The sequence below is a fragment of the Streptomyces sp. NPDC058289 genome (assembly GCF_042880975.1).
Classification (GTDB): Bacteria; Actinomycetota; Actinomycetes; order Streptomycetales; family Streptomycetaceae; genus Streptomyces; species Streptomyces stoeckheimensis.
In genome coordinates, this window is the sequence record NZ_JBHVYI010000053.1 from 1 (window position 1) to 14,220 (window position 14,220).

Consider the following 14,220-nt stretch of genomic DNA (forward strand, 5'->3'; position numbering starts at 1 on the left):
CCCATCGCCGACTTCCAGCTGATCCAGGGCATGCTCGCCGACTGCGCCGTCGACATCGCCGTCAACCGCGCCTACACCCACCAGGTCGCCTGGGAGGTCGACGAGGGCGCCCTCGACCGCAAGACGCTGCACGCGAAGGCGGCCATCGCCAAGCTGTCGGCGAGCGAGGCGTCCGGCCGGGTCATCGACCGCTGCCTGCAGATCTTCGGCGGCCGCGGCTACGACCGCTCCTACCCCGTCGAACGGCTCTACCGCGAACTGCGCGTCGACCGCATCTGGGAGGGCACCTCCGAGATCCAGCGCCTGATCATCGCGGGCGAACTCGTCAAGCGCGGCACGGGCGTACTGCGGATGCCCTCCACCGTGTGACCTCCGCATCCGAAGAGGGAGAACCGAAGGGGGAGAGCCGATGACCGATGTCGAACGGGTCGGGATCGTGGGGTGCGGCCTGATGGGCTCCGGCATCGCCGAGGTCTGCGCCCGCGCCGGACGGGACGTGGTGGTCGTGGAGACGGGCCGGGCGGCCGCGGACGCCGGCCTGGAGCGGATCGCCCGCTCCCTGGCCCGCGCCACGGCCGCCGGGAAGCTGTCTGCCGCCGAGCGCGACGCGGCGGTGGGCCGGATCGCGATGACCACGGACATGGACCGGATGGCGGACCGGGACCTCGTCGTCGAGGCGGTGGCCGAGGACGAGCGGGCGAAGCTGGAGGTCTTCGCCCGGCTCGACCGGGCCGTCAGGCGCAGGGACGCGGTACTCGCGACGAACACCTCCTCCATCCCGGTCATCCGGCTGGCGGCGGCCACGTCCCGGCCCGAGCAGGTCGTCGGCCTCCACTTCTTCCAACCCGTCCCGGTGCTCGCCCTGGTCGAACTGGTGCCCTCACTGCTCACCTCCGCGGAAACCGTCCGGCGCGCGCGGGAGTTCGCCTCCGGCGTGCTGGGCAAGCAGGTCGTCCACGCCGAGGACCGGGCCGGGTTCGTGGTGAACGCGCTCCTCGTTCCGTACCTGCTGGCCGCCGTACGGATGGCCGCATCGCGGACCGCGTCGGCCGAGGACATCGACCGGGCCATGACCCTGGGGTGCGCGCACCCGCTCGGGCCGCTGGCCTTGGCCGACCTCATCGGCCTGGACACCGTCCAGGCGATCGCCCGGTCGATGTACGCGGAGTACCGGGAGCCCCTGTACGCCCCGCCGCCGTTGCTTGCCCGGATGGTGGATGCGGGCCGGCTCGGCCGCAAGACCGGCCGGGGGTTCCACACTTATTCCTGACCGCGGTGCCCCGACGGCCCGGGCCCGGATTCCCCATGCGCGAGGATGGGGGTTCGGCGGGCCGGGCCGCCGGGGCCTTCCGGCCACCCACGCACCCGATCCGACGGGTGCGCCGACACGGGGAGCAGCCAACGTGACCAAGGCCGAGCGCGCACTCGAAACGCGGGAGCGAATCCTCACGGCCGCGTGCGAAGTGATCGCCGACATCGGTTTCGAGCACGTCAGCATGCGCAAGGTCGCCGAGCACGCCGGTGTCTCGAAGGCCCTGCTCCACTACCACTTCGACACCCGGGAGAAGCTCTTCGCCGAGGCGATGACGCACTCCTTCGCCAAGACAGGTACGGACACCGGCAGCGAGGACGCTTCGCTCCCGGCCGCCGTCGTCCTGGCCCGGATCGTACGGAGCATGCTGCCCACGGACGCCGAACTCCGCCAGGACTGGAAGCTCTGGCAGGAGCTGTGGGTGCGCGCCCTGCGCGACGCAGCGGCCCGGGACCTCGCCGTCGACCTGTACGACCAACTGCACGCGTGGGTCGCCGGAGTCGTGGAACGGGGCATCGCCTCCGGCGAGTTCACCGACTGCGACGTCGCCGAAGTGGGCACGCTGGTGCTGGCGCTGTGCGACGGCCTCGGCAACCGGCTGATGCTGGAGGACCCCCGCATCGACCTCGCCACGGCCCAGTCGACGATCTGGCGGGCGATCGCGCCGGCCCTCGGGATCGCCCCCGTCTTCCCCGAGGTCGCGCCGGAGGTCTCCCCGGCGGTCTGACGGCGCGGCCCGCGCCGGCCCTCCGGCCCTTCACCGGGCGCGCGGCCATCCCGTACGCCGCCGGGAGGCGCGCGGCGCACGCCCGGACGGCAGGGGTGCGGCCAGGCCGAAGACCACGGTGATCCGGGCGCCGCCGCGGGGGCCTCGGGCGATGCGCACCGAACCGCCGGTGACGGAGCCGGCCCTGCGGGCGATGTCGAGGCCGAGCCCCGAGGAACCGGTGCTGCTTCCGCGGGAGAGGGCCTGGTCCGGTTCGGGGATGCCCGGTCCGGCGTCCTCCACGACCAGTTCCACTGCCTGGGCGGTACGGGCGACACGGACGGCGAACGCGGTGCCGGGCGGGGTGTGCCGGAAGACGTTGCCGATGAGCGCGTCCACCACGGCGGCGACGTCGTCTTCGGAGAGGCCGACTGCCGCGGGCTCCTGGGTGAGGTCGAGGGAGCAGGGGCGGTTCTGCTGCTCCGCCAGGACCGCCCAGAAGGCGGTCCGGTGACGCACGACGTCCGCCGCCTCGCAGCGGGGTCCGGCCGGTCCCGGGTGCGCGGCGTGGTGTGCCGTGCCCGTTTCCGGGCCGAGCATGCCCTGCCCCATCGGGCCCACGGCGAGCGGGGTGCGGGCCGCGGTGATGATGGCCCGGAGTTCCGTTTCCAGGGCGCACACGGCGGCCTCGACCCTGGCCGACTCCGGTGAGCCGGCCATGCGTTCCGTTGCCAGGTGCAGGGCCGTCAGCGGGGTGCGCAGCCGGTGGGACAGGTCGGCGACCAGTTCGCGTTCGACGGCGAGCAGTTCGGTCATCCGGTGGGCCATGGTGTTGAAGGCGATGCCCGCCTCGCGCAGTTCCCTGGGTCCCATGGGGTCCACGCGGGCGTCCAGATTGCCCCGGCCCAGGGCCTGGGAGGCGTGGGCGAGCCGCTTGGAGGACCTGACGACCTTCGCGCCGAGCCGGTCGGCGACCAGGACGGAACCGCCGACCAGTCCGACGGCGAGGAGGAGCATGACCGTCCAGGAGGCCGCGACCCCGCGGGTCAGCTCCTCTTTGGGGACGAAGTTCTCGATGACGGCGACCTGCTCCCCGGGCAGTACCACCGGCTGCAGGCAGATCCACCCGCCGGGCATCCGCTGGGAGATGGACTCGCGGCCCCGTTGGGCCCGTTCGAGCAGGGCCGCCGGGGCCCGGGACGTGCCGAGGGCGGGCTCGTCCGGCAGGTGGACGACCACGTACTCGGCCGCGTCCAGGCTGGCGGCGGATTCCCGCAGGGCGGACGGATCCGTGGTCAGTGCCAGTACGGGGGCCAGGGCGGCGGCCCGCTGCTCGGCCGCGGTGACGCTCTGCTCCTTGACGAGCGACATCACCAGGGCGGCCAGCGGTATGAGGAAGGAGAGGGCGACCATGGACGTGACGGCGAGCGCCACTCCGGCGAGTGAGCGTCTCACCGCGGCGCCACCAGCTTGATGCCGACGCCGCGGACGGTCAGCAGGTAGCGCGGTGCCGCCGCGCGTTCGCCGAGCTTGCGGCGCAGCGAGGACAGGTGCACGTCGACGGTCTGGTCGTCGACGTAGGGTTCGCGCCAGACCTCGGTCAGCAGCCGCCGTTTGGAGACGACCTGGCCGGTGTGGTGGGCGAGGAAGGCCAGGAGGTCGAACTCGCGGCGGGTGAGCCGGAGCTCACGGCCGGACAGGTACGCGGTGCGCGCCCCCGGGTCCACCGCGAGCTCGCCCACGGTGGTGGGGCGCAGCGGTTCGGCCGCGGGCGCCTGCCGCGAACCCCGGGCGCCGTGTGCGGCATGGGCGGGCGGCAGGTGGTTGGTGCGCCGCAGGACGGCGGAGAGGCGTGCGATGAGCTGTCCCCCGGAGAAGGGTTTGACCAGGTAGTCGTCGGCGCCCGCGTTGAGGAGCCGGATGATTTCCGCTTCGTCGTCGCGGGCGGTGGCCACCAGGACGGGAACGGAGGAGATGCCCCGGATCATGCGCAGTGCGTCTCCTCCGTCCAGATCGGGCAGCCCCAGGTCGAGGACCACCGCGTCGACGGGCGACTGGGTGACCTCGCGCAGGGCGCCGAACCCGTCGCCCGCGCTGCGTACGGCATAGCCGTGCTCCGCCAGGACTTCGATGAGTGACTGGCGGATGCTGGGGTCGTCTTCGACGACCAGAACGCTCGGCATGGGCACACCTTAGGTGAACGCTCGTTCCTATTGGTCGCGGAAGGCCGGGCCCTCGTCGGTGACGTGCAGGTGGACGGGGCGGTCGGAGACCGGAATGGTGCAGCCCTCCTGCGTACTGCAGCTCGCGTACCCGAGCAGTACGGTCGCCTCCCCGTTGCCGTCCAGGCGGACGGGCAGGGTGGTGGTGACCGGGCCGTCCGGGTAGACGGGGACCGGGGCGTCGACGCCGGGCACGCTGATCGTCCGTACGTCGGCTGCGGCCGTCAGCTTCCCTTCCGCCCGCAGGACGCCGGTGACGTCCAGCGAGGTCGGCCGGCCGACGCCCTCGATTCCGGTGGCGGGCAGATCGGTGCTGTAGAGGTGGAACCCCTTCTCCTCGGGGGTGAAGACCGCGGTCAAGGTGCCCTGCGGGGGATGCCATGCGGAGACCGAGAGGGTGACGGTGACCCCGTTCTCGGTGAAGCTCGTCGTGGGCGCGGAGCCGGTCGCGGCGGGCTCCTCGCCGCAGGCCGTGAGGGCGGCCAGGGAGAGCAGGGCGGCGGCGAGGCGGGCCTTGCGGGAGTGGTGCGCGTACGGGGACACGTTCATCGGCTGTGCTTTCGTCAGGGGAGGAAGGGTCGGGGGAAGGGGTTCGGCCGGCCCTAGACGGCTGTGGTGTACTCCGCGCTCCACAACTGGAGCCGGTACATCAGGTCGTTCCACACGCCGGAGGCGAGCAGCACGCCGACGAGGACGAGCATTCCGCCGCCGGCCCGCAGGACCCATGGGTAGTGCCGTTTGACCAGGCCGAAGGCGCCCAGTGCCCGGCGGAAGGCCAGGGCGGCCAGGAGGAACGGCAGGCCCAGCCCGAGGCAGTAGGCCGCCATCAGCAGGGCCCCGCGGGCCGCGCTGGCCTCGCTCCAGGCGAGCGCCTGTACGGCGGCCAGCGTCGGGCCGATGCACGGGGTCCACCCGACCGCGAACACCGCCCCCAGCAGCGGCGCGCCCGCCAGGCCGAGCACGGGCCTCCGGTGGCTGCGGAACTCCCGCTGCGTGAAACCCGGCAGGAAGCCCATGAAGGACAGCCCCATCAGCACGGTGAAGACGCCGAGCACCTGGGTGACCACCTCCTGGTGGGCCAGCAGGGTGCGGCCGAAGTACCCGAACAGGGCGCCGCCGGAGACCAGTACGGCCGTGAAGCCCAGGACGAACAGCGCCGCGCCGGTCACCATGCGGCTGCGCTGCCCGCCGCGGGCGTCCGCCAGGTCGGAGACCGACAGGCTGGTCACGTAGCTGAGGTAGCCCGGCACGAGCGGCAGTACGCACGGCGAGAGGAAGGAGACCAGTCCCGCGAAGAACGCCACGGGGGCGGCGAGGACCAGCGTCCCGTGGAGGAGGGCGGGGGCGGCGTCGGCGGCGGTAAGCACCGTCATGCAGTCTCCTCCGCGACACGAGCGAGCAAGGGCCTCAGTTCCTCGTCGGTGACCGCTCCCCCGATGCTGACGGCGATCCGGCCGTGGCGGTCGATCACCAGCGTCGACGGGATGGTCTGCGGGTTGAGGAGCGCGGGCGGAAAGCGGAGCAGGAGTTCGCCGGTGGGGTCGTGGAGGCTGGGGAATCCCAGGCCGTGCGCGCGCACGAAGGACTGCGCCGCCGCGCGGTCCCGGTCGCGGGTGTTGATCCCGAGGAACCGGACGCCCTGCGTACGGGTCTGCCCGCTGAGCCGCTCGAGGTCGTCGGCCTCCGACCGGCAGGGCCCGCACCACGACCCCCACACGTTGAGGACGACGACTTGGCCCCGGAACTCGGCGAGACTGACCGGCTTTCCGTCCAGATCGGCGCCCGTCAGGGCGGGTGCGTCCGGCCGGGCTCCGGAGTCCACGACCGCGGCCGCGGCCGCGGACATGGGCCTGACTGCTGCTCTCCCCGGGCCGGGCGCATCCCCGCCACCGCCGCCGTCGGAGGCGGCGCCGACAGCGGCGTAGAGGCACCCGGCGAGCGCCACCGCGAGGCCGGCACCGGCCAGGACGGTGGAGCGCGGGACCGCTCGTCTCATGACGCCCACTGACGGAGGAAGGAGCCGAGGCCGTCCGAGGTCAGCGCGGGATTGCCGGTGACGTGCGTGTCGGTGCGCACCGAGCCGGACGGAGAGACCACGACCAGGACGGGCATCTTGTACGTCCCGCCCGAGGGGCTGTACTTGCGCAGGAGGGCGGAGTTGGCTGAGCTGTTGCCGCCGATGTCCACCTTGACCAGGTGGTACGAGGCTCCGAGGATCGACGCGGTCGCGGGCTGGGCGAACACCTTGTCGGCCGCCTTGCAGTTGCCGCACCAGTTGGCGCCGAAGTCGAGCAGCACCATGCGGCCGTCGGCCTTGGCCGCACGCAGCGCCGCGTCGATCAGCTTCTGCGCGTCGGCCGAACTGTCGTAGCCGGGCCCGGGTATCCGGGCCGCCGGGGCGGGCGCGGCGGAGGTGCGGGACGGCTTGGGGGCGGGCTTGGCGGGCTGGGCGCGCGAGGGGGCGGGCGGGGCGCCGGCCGGGGTGCCGACCGACGCGGACGCAGACGGCGACGCGGACGGCGTGGCGGACGCGGTCGGGGACGCCTCGGCGGACGCGGACTCCGTCGCGGACGCGAGGCTCTGCGACGGCTGTCCGGCCGTGGTCGGCGCGGCGGCACCGGTGGGCTGGGCGGACGGACCGCACGCCGCGGTCAGCCCGGCGGCGACCACGGCCGCGGCCACCAGGGGCAGCCGCACGCCCAGGGGTGCGGCGGCGCGCGGGCGCGGCGTGCGGCGGGTGGCGCGGGCGGTTCGGAGTATGCGAGAAGTCATGGCGAAGACACCCCAGGGCACGGTTCGGAGTACGGAAGCGCGAAACGCCTTCCGGATCGGTGGAGCCGATGGCACGGCGGCTCGTCGGGGGTGCCGGGGCAGTCGTGCCCGGGCACCGAAGGCCGTTCGGCTGACGCGAGCATAGGACCGCTGGGGGCCGCCGGAACCGGCTGGGCGTGATCTTGAGGTTCCCCTAAGGAACAGCTCACCTTCCGCTTCACCGGAGCTCGGGAGATAGGTGTGCACAAGGGGGTGAAACCCGGAAAAGCGATCAGAAGGACGTCTCGCGCACGCTGGCCTTCGCCGACGGGGTGATCGTCGCCGTGATCACCGAGCGGTGGTCCGCGCCGGTGAACGTGACGGTCAGGGTGTCGTCCGCGGTCTGTGACGTGGCGGCCTTGTATCCCCGGCCGGGGACCGCGGAGATCAGGCACACGCCGCGATTGCCGTAGCGGACGGTGACCTTGCCGCCCTCCGAGGGGACGGTGTGCAGGCCGAACCCGCCCCCGGTGCAGTCGACGGGTGGTTTGGGCACTGTCGTCCGGGGCGTTGCCGCCGGGGACTTCGCCGAGGTGGGTGTCGAAGCCGGGGGTGACGACCGCTCGGTTGCGACGGGCGAACCACTGACGGTGGCGCCCGGGGACTGCGGGCTCGGTGCCTGGTCCGGGGCCGCCGTCCAGGCCGGCGGCGTCTCGACGACCACGGGGGCGGACCGCGCGACCGGGGGCGTGTGCCTGGTCGAACCGACGACGAACTGGACCGTGGCGAGCACGGCGGTCACGCTGGCGGCCGTGCACGACAGCCATATGAGCAGGTAGCGCGGAATTCGGGGCACGGCCCCATAGTGGCCGACCCGCTCGGCCGCCCGTCACCGCCTCCCCCGTAACGAACCCGGCCCGCCGGCCGGCCCCCGGACGGCTCTGGGACGGCTCCGGGACGGCCCGCGCACGGCTCCGGATGCGCGCGGGAACGCAGACGTCCTCCTGGCCCGCGTACGGGTCGGAGGACGGCGTGTGCCGGGCCCCGTGGGTGCGGGGCGGGTGCGGGGGCCTACCTGGCCGTGCCGAAGTCCTGGGTCCACCAGGGGCCGCCGTCGCCCTTGTGGAAACCTATGCCGATCTCCCGGAAGCCGCAGTTGAGGATGTTGGCCTTGTGGCCGGGGCTGTTCATCCACGCGTTCATGACCGCGGCAGCGTCCGCCTGGCCGCGGGCTATGTTCTCGCCCAGGCGGGACCAGCCGTATCCGGCAGCTTCGACGCGGGTGGTCATGGTGGACCCGTCGGGTCCGGTGTGGGACATGACGCCGCTGCGGGCCATGGTGTCGCTGTACGCCCGTGCCGCGGCGCTGAGCTTCGCGTTCGCGGTCAACGCACCGCACCCGGCCGCGGCCCGCTCCTTGTTGACCAGGGCGAGGACCGCGGACTCCACGGCGGAGGAGCCGGAAGAACCGGAGGAGCCAGAAGAACCGGAGGAACCGGAGGACGCCCCGGAACCGCCCGACCCGCCCGAACCGCCGCCGTTGGTCGCGGTGGGCGTACGGGTGGGCTTGGGCTTGGCGGCCGGGGTCGGGGCCGCGGGGGCCGGGCGGCTCTCCTGCGGCGACTTCGTGGGGGCGGCGGAGCCCGTGGGGTCGGTGGCGGGCGCCGCCGACGGCATCGCGCCCGTCGCGGACGCGGCGTCGGCGGACAGTGCGGGGGCGGCGGAAGAGGAGGATTCCGCCGCCGGCCGGCCACCGGAGACAGCCGCCCGGGCCTTCGCCCCGGAGGCCCGCGCGCCGTCGCCGGAGGCTGCGACCGCGACCCCGACCGCCACCACCGCGCCCGCGGCGGTGAGGGACAGCACGATGCGCGTGCGCACCGTCTTCTTCCGTCGCGCCTCGACGCGGGACGGCGTTCCGGGGGTTCTGCTGCGGCTCATGCCTGGGGGACCTCTCGGCGAGAAGGGGGAGACGGCTCCCCGAGCCTAGGGTGGTGACCAGCGGAAATGGCGATCCGGAGGCGTTCTTCAAGGTCCCTTAAGGAAGCCCGCAGGATGGGCACAGGAACGGGCCTACTCACCCGGGCGTCCGCGGGGGCGCGCACCGGGCTGGTGCTCGCGAGACACTTTGACTGACGTCTGAAGCGGTACCGGATGGCGCAACGCCTCTGGCTCCCGTTCCGGACATCGACCAGCATGGGGACAGTGGGACCGGGCTGACGAGATGGGCACGCATGCGCGCCACGGAGAGCAACCAGGATTATCCCTTCGCCGCCACGAACACGGCCGCGGCACTCCTGGACGGTGCCGGGACGATCGTCGCCTGGACACCGGCGGCCGAAGCCCTCCTGGAGCGCCGGTCCGCGGACGTGTGCGGCCGACCGGCCCGCGACCTCCTCGCGGACCCGGGCCCGGGCGGCTGGAAAGCGGTGTTGGCGCAGGACGGACAGGGGAGCCGGGAGGGGTGGGAGGGCCGGGCCACCCTGCGACACGGCTCAGGGCGTGAGCTGGAGATCGGCTTCCGGGTCATCCCGCTGAACGACGGCGTGCGGAGCGACGCGGGCCGCTGCCTCGTACTCGGCGCGCCCCTGGAGCTGGTCGCCCGATGGCGGCAGGACCACGCCTTCACCCAGGAACTGTTCCTGCAGGGGCGCGTGGGCCTGGCCGTCTTCGACGCGGACCTGCGCCTGCTGAGGACCAACACGCACCTGTTGCCCTACACCGGAGTGCCCGTCGACCTGAAGGGCCGGCGCCTGGCCGACTTCCTGTGGGCGCAGGACGCGCGGACCATCGACGACCGGCTGCGGGAGGTCCTGCAGAGCGGGAACCCCCTGATCGGTTTCAACACGACCACCCGCACCCTGGACGACCCCCGAGGGGGTCGGATCGTGACGATCCAGGCGTTCCGGCTGCAGGAGCCCGACGGACATCCGATGGGTGTGGCGGCCGTGTTCACCGACGTCACCGACCACGAACGGTCGCGTGGGCGCCTGGACCTGCTGTATCGCGCGACCGGAGCGCTGGGCGGTTCGCTGTCCGTCCTGCGCACCGTCGAGGACCTGGTCGGCGTACTGACGCCCTCGTTCGGCGACTGCGCCGCGGTGGATCTCGTGGAGACCGTGCTGACCGGCGGCGAACCACCCGCCGATGGGCATCATCTCCCGCTGCCCCTGATCCGGATGGCCGTCGCAGGAGCGGAAGCGGACGCGCTGCGTACGGGGACGACCCGATTCGCGGCTCCGCTCGCCACGGCCCTCGCCCACCCGGCGGCGACCGGGGCGGGAGGGCCCGGACCGGCCGCGCCCGGAGACCGGGAATGCCGGGGAGAGCTGGTCACGCTCCTCGGCGCGCGACCTACGGACCCCGGGAGCGACGCACCGAAATGGGCCACCGCCGTCCCGGGGGCGCACTCGGCGATGACGGCGCCGCTGTGTGCACGGGGCATCGGGTTCGGACGGCTCACGCTCTGGCGCACGGGGGACACTCCCCCGCTGGAGGCGGACGACCTGGCCCTCCTGGAGGAGATCGCGGCCCGTGCGGCCCTCGCCGTGGACAACGCGCGCCGCTACACCAAGGAACGCCGCACCGCGGTGGGCCTGCAGCGCAGCCTGCTGCCGCCGGCCACCGCGGAAACACCCGCGGTGGAAGCCGCCGGCCTCTACCTGCCCGCCGACGCGGACAGCGGAGTGGGCGGCGACTGGTTCGACGTCATCCCCCTGTCGTCGGCCCGCGTCGCCCTGGTGGCCGGGGACGTCACCGGCCACGGGCTGCACGCCACGGCCATGATGGGGCGCCTGCGCAGCGCCGTACGCGCGATGGCGGACCTGGAACTGGAACCGGAGGAACTGCTGGCGCACGTGGACGACATGGTCCTGCAGGTCGGCGCCGAGGCCGAGAGCGACGCCGCGGAAGACGGCGACGCGGGCACCCCGGTGCCCGGCGGACCGGCCGGGGCCACCTGTCTGTACGCCGTCTACGACCCGGTGACCCGCAGCTGCGTCATGGCGAGCGCCGGACACCCGCCTCCGGCCGTGGTCAGCCCGGACGGAACGGTGGAGTACGTCGAGCTGAGCCCCGGCCCGCCCCTGGGGGTCGGCGGCTGGCCCTTCGAGGCGGTCGAACGCGAGCTGCCGCCGGGGAGCGTCCTCGCCCTGTACACCGACGGGCTGATCGAACGTGGAGAAGGCGACATCGACCAGGGCATGCGCGACCTGGCGGACCGGCTGCTGCGCGCGGACGTACTCGGTCGGCCGCTGCGCGAGGCCCGCCACGAGATCGTGGAGGGATTGCCGCCGGGCAGGCTGAGGGACGACGTCACCCTCCTGCTGGCCCGTACCAGGGTGGTGGATGCCGGCTCCATCGCTACGTGGCGGCTCGATGCCGACCCGGCGGTCGTCGCCGATGCCCGCCACCTCGTCCTGGCACAGCTGACCGCCTGGGACCTCGACGAGCTCGCCTTCAGCACGGAGCTCATCGTCAGCGAGCTGGTCACCAATGCCGTTCGCCACGCCGGTGGCCCGATCCGGCTCCGGCTGATCCGGGCGGACACCCTGACGTGCGAGGTCTCGGACTCCAGCAATACGCAACCGAGGATGCGGCGTGCGAGGAGCTCCGAGGAGGGCGGTCGGGGCCTCTACATCGTCGCCCAGCTCTCGCACCGCTGGGGCAGCCGCTACGCCCGGGGAGGCAAGACCGTCTGGTCCGAACAGAGCCTGCCCCTCCCTTGACGGTCCGGGCCCGGCCGGGGGCCGCCGGTCCGCCCGTGGCTTGCGGGGTGGTGGCTGCTGCCTCATAGTCCGAGGTATGGACGCGCGCGAGGCAGCGCTCCGACGGGCACACGAGCATGCCGTCCGCTGGCTGGCGAGCCTGGACGACCGCCGGGTTCCCGCCCGCGCTTCGGTCGACGAGATCGTGCGCGCGCTCGGCCACGAGCTGCCCGCCGCTCCCGGCACGCCCGCCGATGTCGTCGACCTGCTCGCCACGGCCTGCGAGCCGGGCCTCACCGCGTTTCCCAGTGGCCGCTTCTACGGGTTCGTGGTCGGGGGCACCGAACCGGCCGCGCTCGCCACGGACTGGCTGGTCAGTGCCTGGGACCAGAACTGCGTGATGCGCGCCGCCTCTCCCGCGTACGCGGCGGTGGAGGAGGTCGCCGGGGCGTGGTTGCTGGACCTGCTCGGTCTGCCGGGCGACAGCGCCGTCGGCTTCACCACGGGTGCCACGATGGCCAACTTCACCTGCCTCGCCGCCGGGCGCGACGCGGTGCTGCGGCGCGCGGGCTGGAACGTCGCACGCGACGGACTCACGGGCGGGCCGGCCGTACGCGTCCTCGCCGGCGAGGACCGCCACATGGCCATCGACCTGGCGCTCCGCTACCTGGGACTCGGGCAGCCCGAACTGATCACGGCGGACGGGCAGGGCCGCATCGAGCCCGCGGCCCTGCGGCAGGCCCTGGAGGCCGGCGGGCAGCGCCCCACGATCGTGATCCTGCAGGCCGGAGACATCCACTCCGGGGCCTTCGACCCCTTCGTCGAGGCGATCGGTGCCGCTCGCGCGGCGGACGCGTGGGTGCACGTGGACGGTGCCTTCGGGCTGTGGGCGGCCGCGTCCCCCCGGTACGCGCACCTGACGGCGGGCTGCGCGGACGCCGACTCCTGGGCGACGGACGCCCACAAGACCCTGAACGTCCCGTACGACTGCGGCCTCGCCATCGTGCGCGACCCCTCCGCGGTCCGGGCGGCGATGGGTCTGCGCGGCGACTACCTCATCCAGGACGAACAGGGCGACCCCACCGACAAGGTCCCTGAACTCTCCCGGCGCGGCAGGGCCTTCACCGTGTGGGCGGTGCTCAGATCCCTCGGCCGGTCGGGCGTGGCCGACCTCGTCGAGCGGCTGTGCGGGCACGCCGCCGCGTTCGCCGCCGGCATCGCCGGGACGGACGGTGCGACGGTCCTCAACGACGTGGTGTTCACCCAGGTCTGCGCCGAGTTCGGCGACGACGCGCGCACGGAGCGGGTCCTGGCCCGACTGCTCGACGACGGCACGGCCTGGATCAGCGGCTCCACCTGGCACGGGCGGCGCGTCATGCGCATCTCGGTGAGCAACTGGTCGACGACCGACGACGACGTGGCGCGCGCCCTCGACGCGATCCGGCGCGCGTCCGTCGGCGCCTGACCCGAGGGCGGTTGCGTCCGGGGCGAGGGTCGGCGCTACGCCGATTCGCGGCGGACCAGCTCCGTGGGCAGGATGACCGCGGCCGGCTCCTCCCCCGCTATGCGGGCCAGCAGCATCCGCACCATCTCGGTACTGATCCGGTCCCAGGGCTGGCGGATCGTGGTGAGCGAGGGCCGGGAGGAGAGCGCCGCCGGGGAGTCGTCGAACCCGCCCACGGCGATGTCCTCGGGGACACGTCGGCCCGCCCGGGCCAGGGTGTCGAGGACACCCTGGGCCATGAGGTCCGAGGCCACGAAGACGGCATCGAGGTCCGGGGCGCGTTCCAGGAGTTGGCGCGCCGCCGCCTCGCCGCTCGCGCGGCTGTAGTCGCCGGTGACGATCAGGGACTCGTCGACGGGCAGGCCGTACTCGGACAGGGTCTCCCGATAGCCCGCGAGGCGTTCGACGCCGCCGGGGGTGTCGAACGGGCCGGTGACGGTGGCGATCCGGCGCCTGCCCGACTCGTACAGGTGGCGCACCATGTCGCGGGCGCCGTCGCGGTCGTCGGCGGCGACGTAGCCGATCTTGGCGGTCTGGCCGAGGGGTCTGCCGCAGGCCACGACCGGGACGCCCGCCTGGTGCAGCCGGGCCACGACCGGGTCGCCGTAGTGGCTGGAGATCAGGAGGACTCCGTCCACGTGACCGGCTTCGATGTACCGCAGATTGCGCCGGCGTTCGTCCTCCGTGCCCGCGATCATCAGCAGCAGGGGCACGTCCTGGGCGGCGAGCGCCTGGCTGCAGGCCCGCAGGAGCACGTTGAAGTTCGGGTCTTCGAAGAACCGCTCCTGCGGCTCGGTCAGCAGGAAGGCCACCGAGCCGGACTTGCCGGTGATCAGCGAGCGGGCGTGCCGGTTGACGACGTAGCCCGTTTTGCGGATCGCGGCGTCGACGGCCGCTTTCGCGGTGGGACTGACGTAGTGCCCGCCGTTGAGGACGCGCGAGACGGTGCCGCGCGATACGCCCGCCTCGGCTGCCACGTCGTGGATCGTCGCCGGGCGACGCCTGCTCGCTGCTGTGCTCAT

14 protein-coding genes are annotated in these 14,220 nt (G+C 73.4%); 5 read left to right on the plus strand and 9 right to left on the minus strand.

Annotated features, from left to right (window positions below; genetic code table 11):
• The 3 genes from ACFVX6_RS25210 to ACFVX6_RS25220 form a co-directional block, all read left to right on the plus strand.
• Positions 1-369: acyl-CoA dehydrogenase family protein (locus ACFVX6_RS25210; RefSeq protein WP_389695016.1), on the plus strand; the 369-nt coding region annotated here is incomplete at its 5' end.
• A 40-nt stretch (positions 370-409) separates the two neighbouring features.
• Positions 410-1,270: a 3-hydroxybutyryl-CoA dehydrogenase gene (locus ACFVX6_RS25215; protein WP_389695018.1), complete on the plus strand. Its 861-nt coding sequence runs from the start codon at positions 410-412 to the stop codon at positions 1,268-1,270.
• 133 nt (positions 1,271-1,403) lie between these two features.
• Positions 1,404-2,039 (plus strand): TetR/AcrR family transcriptional regulator, encoded by a 636-nt coding sequence (locus tag ACFVX6_RS25220; RefSeq protein WP_389695020.1) that lies wholly within the window; start codon positions 1,404-1,406, stop codon positions 2,037-2,039.
• A 30-nt stretch (positions 2,040-2,069) separates the two neighbouring features.
• Here ACFVX6_RS25220 and ACFVX6_RS25225 read toward each other — a convergent pair whose 3' ends face one another.
• From ACFVX6_RS25225 to ACFVX6_RS25260, 8 genes are all read right to left on the minus strand, one after another.
• A complete protein-coding gene (locus tag ACFVX6_RS25225; RefSeq protein ID WP_389695022.1) occupies positions 2,070-3,473 on the minus strand; it encodes an ATP-binding protein in 1,404 nt (467 codons plus the stop codon).
• Positions 3,470-4,201 carry a response regulator transcription factor gene (locus tag ACFVX6_RS25230; RefSeq protein ID WP_389695024.1) on the minus strand — a complete coding sequence of 244 codons (732 nt, stop codon included), beginning with the start codon at positions 4,199-4,201 and terminating at the stop codon, positions 3,470-3,472. Before ACFVX6_RS25230 ends, ACFVX6_RS25225 begins: the two co-directional genes overlap by 4 nt.
• 27 nt (positions 4,202-4,228) lie before the next feature.
• Positions 4,229-4,789, minus strand: a complete 561-nt coding sequence (locus tag ACFVX6_RS25235) for a hypothetical protein (RefSeq protein WP_389695026.1) — start codon at positions 4,787-4,789, stop codon at positions 4,229-4,231.
• A 53-nt stretch (positions 4,790-4,842) separates the two neighbouring features.
• Positions 4,843-5,613 (minus strand): cytochrome c biogenesis CcdA family protein, encoded by a 771-nt coding sequence (locus tag ACFVX6_RS25240; protein WP_389695028.1) that lies wholly within the window; start codon positions 5,611-5,613, stop codon positions 4,843-4,845.
• A complete protein-coding gene (locus ACFVX6_RS25245) occupies positions 5,610-6,236 on the minus strand; it encodes a TlpA family protein disulfide reductase (protein ID WP_389695030.1) in 627 nt (208 codons plus the stop codon). The genes ACFVX6_RS25240 and ACFVX6_RS25245 overlap by 4 nt, the downstream gene beginning before the upstream one ends.
• Entirely contained in the window at positions 6,233-7,012 is a 780-nt protein-coding gene (locus tag ACFVX6_RS25250; protein ID WP_389695032.1) for a thioredoxin family protein, read from the minus strand. The genes ACFVX6_RS25245 and ACFVX6_RS25250 overlap by 4 nt, the downstream gene beginning before the upstream one ends.
• A 271-nt stretch (positions 7,013-7,283) precedes the next feature.
• Positions 7,284-7,847, minus strand: a complete 564-nt coding sequence (locus ACFVX6_RS25255; RefSeq protein WP_389695034.1) for a hypothetical protein — start codon at positions 7,845-7,847, stop codon at positions 7,284-7,286.
• A gap of 215 nt (positions 7,848-8,062) precedes the next feature.
• Entirely contained in the window at positions 8,063-8,929 is an 867-nt protein-coding gene (locus ACFVX6_RS25260; RefSeq protein ID WP_389695036.1) for a CAP domain-containing protein, read from the minus strand.
• 293 nt (positions 8,930-9,222) lie between these two features.
• Here ACFVX6_RS25260 and ACFVX6_RS25265 point away from each other — a divergent pair, with 293 nt between their 5' ends.
• Complete coding sequence (locus ACFVX6_RS25265) at positions 9,223-11,715, plus strand: SpoIIE family protein phosphatase (RefSeq protein WP_389695038.1); 2,493 nt, start codon at positions 9,223-9,225, stop codon at positions 11,713-11,715.
• A gap of 76 nt (positions 11,716-11,791) precedes the next feature.
• The gene (locus ACFVX6_RS25270; RefSeq protein WP_389695040.1) at positions 11,792-13,159 is read left to right on the plus strand and encodes a pyridoxal phosphate-dependent decarboxylase family protein; all 1,368 of its coding nucleotides are present in this window, start codon (positions 11,792-11,794) and stop codon (positions 13,157-13,159) included.
• Between the two features lie 35 nt (positions 13,160-13,194).
• Here the strand turns inward: ACFVX6_RS25270 and ACFVX6_RS25275 are convergent, their stop codons facing one another.
• Positions 13,195-14,220: a LacI family DNA-binding transcriptional regulator gene (locus ACFVX6_RS25275; protein WP_389695042.1), complete on the minus strand. Its 1,026-nt coding sequence runs from the start codon at positions 14,218-14,220 to the stop codon at positions 13,195-13,197.

Excerpts from the sequence above, each read along its gene's own strand:
- ACFVX6_RS25245 (WP_389695030.1), bottom strand. The coding sequence starts at position 6,236 with ATGAGACGAGCGGTCCCGCGCTCCACCGTCCTGGCCGGTGCCGGCCTC.
- ACFVX6_RS25275 (WP_389695042.1), bottom strand. The coding sequence starts at position 14,220 with ATGAGCACAGCAGCGAGCAGGCGTCGCCCGGCGACGATCCACGACGTG.
- ACFVX6_RS25270 (WP_389695040.1), top strand. The coding sequence starts at position 11,792 with ATGGACGCGCGCGAGGCAGCGCTCCGACGGGCACACGAGCATGCCGTC.
- ACFVX6_RS25265 (WP_389695038.1), top strand. The coding sequence starts at position 9,223 with ATGCGCGCCACGGAGAGCAACCAGGATTATCCCTTCGCCGCCACGAAC.
- ACFVX6_RS25230 (WP_389695024.1), bottom strand. The coding sequence starts at position 4,201 with ATGCCGAGCGTTCTGGTCGTCGAAGACGACCCCAGCATCCGCCAGTCA.
- ACFVX6_RS25215 (WP_389695018.1), top strand. The coding sequence starts at position 410 with ATGACCGATGTCGAACGGGTCGGGATCGTGGGGTGCGGCCTGATGGGC.
- ACFVX6_RS25260 (WP_389695036.1), bottom strand. The coding sequence starts at position 8,929 with ATGAGCCGCAGCAGAACCCCCGGAACGCCGTCCCGCGTCGAGGCGCGA.
- ACFVX6_RS25235 (WP_389695026.1), bottom strand. The coding sequence starts at position 4,789 with ATGAACGTGTCCCCGTACGCGCACCACTCCCGCAAGGCCCGCCTCGCC.
- ACFVX6_RS25250 (WP_389695032.1), bottom strand. The coding sequence starts at position 7,012 with ATGACTTCTCGCATACTCCGAACCGCCCGCGCCACCCGCCGCACGCCG.
- ACFVX6_RS25240 (WP_389695028.1), bottom strand. The coding sequence starts at position 5,613 with ATGACGGTGCTTACCGCCGCCGACGCCGCCCCCGCCCTCCTCCACGGG.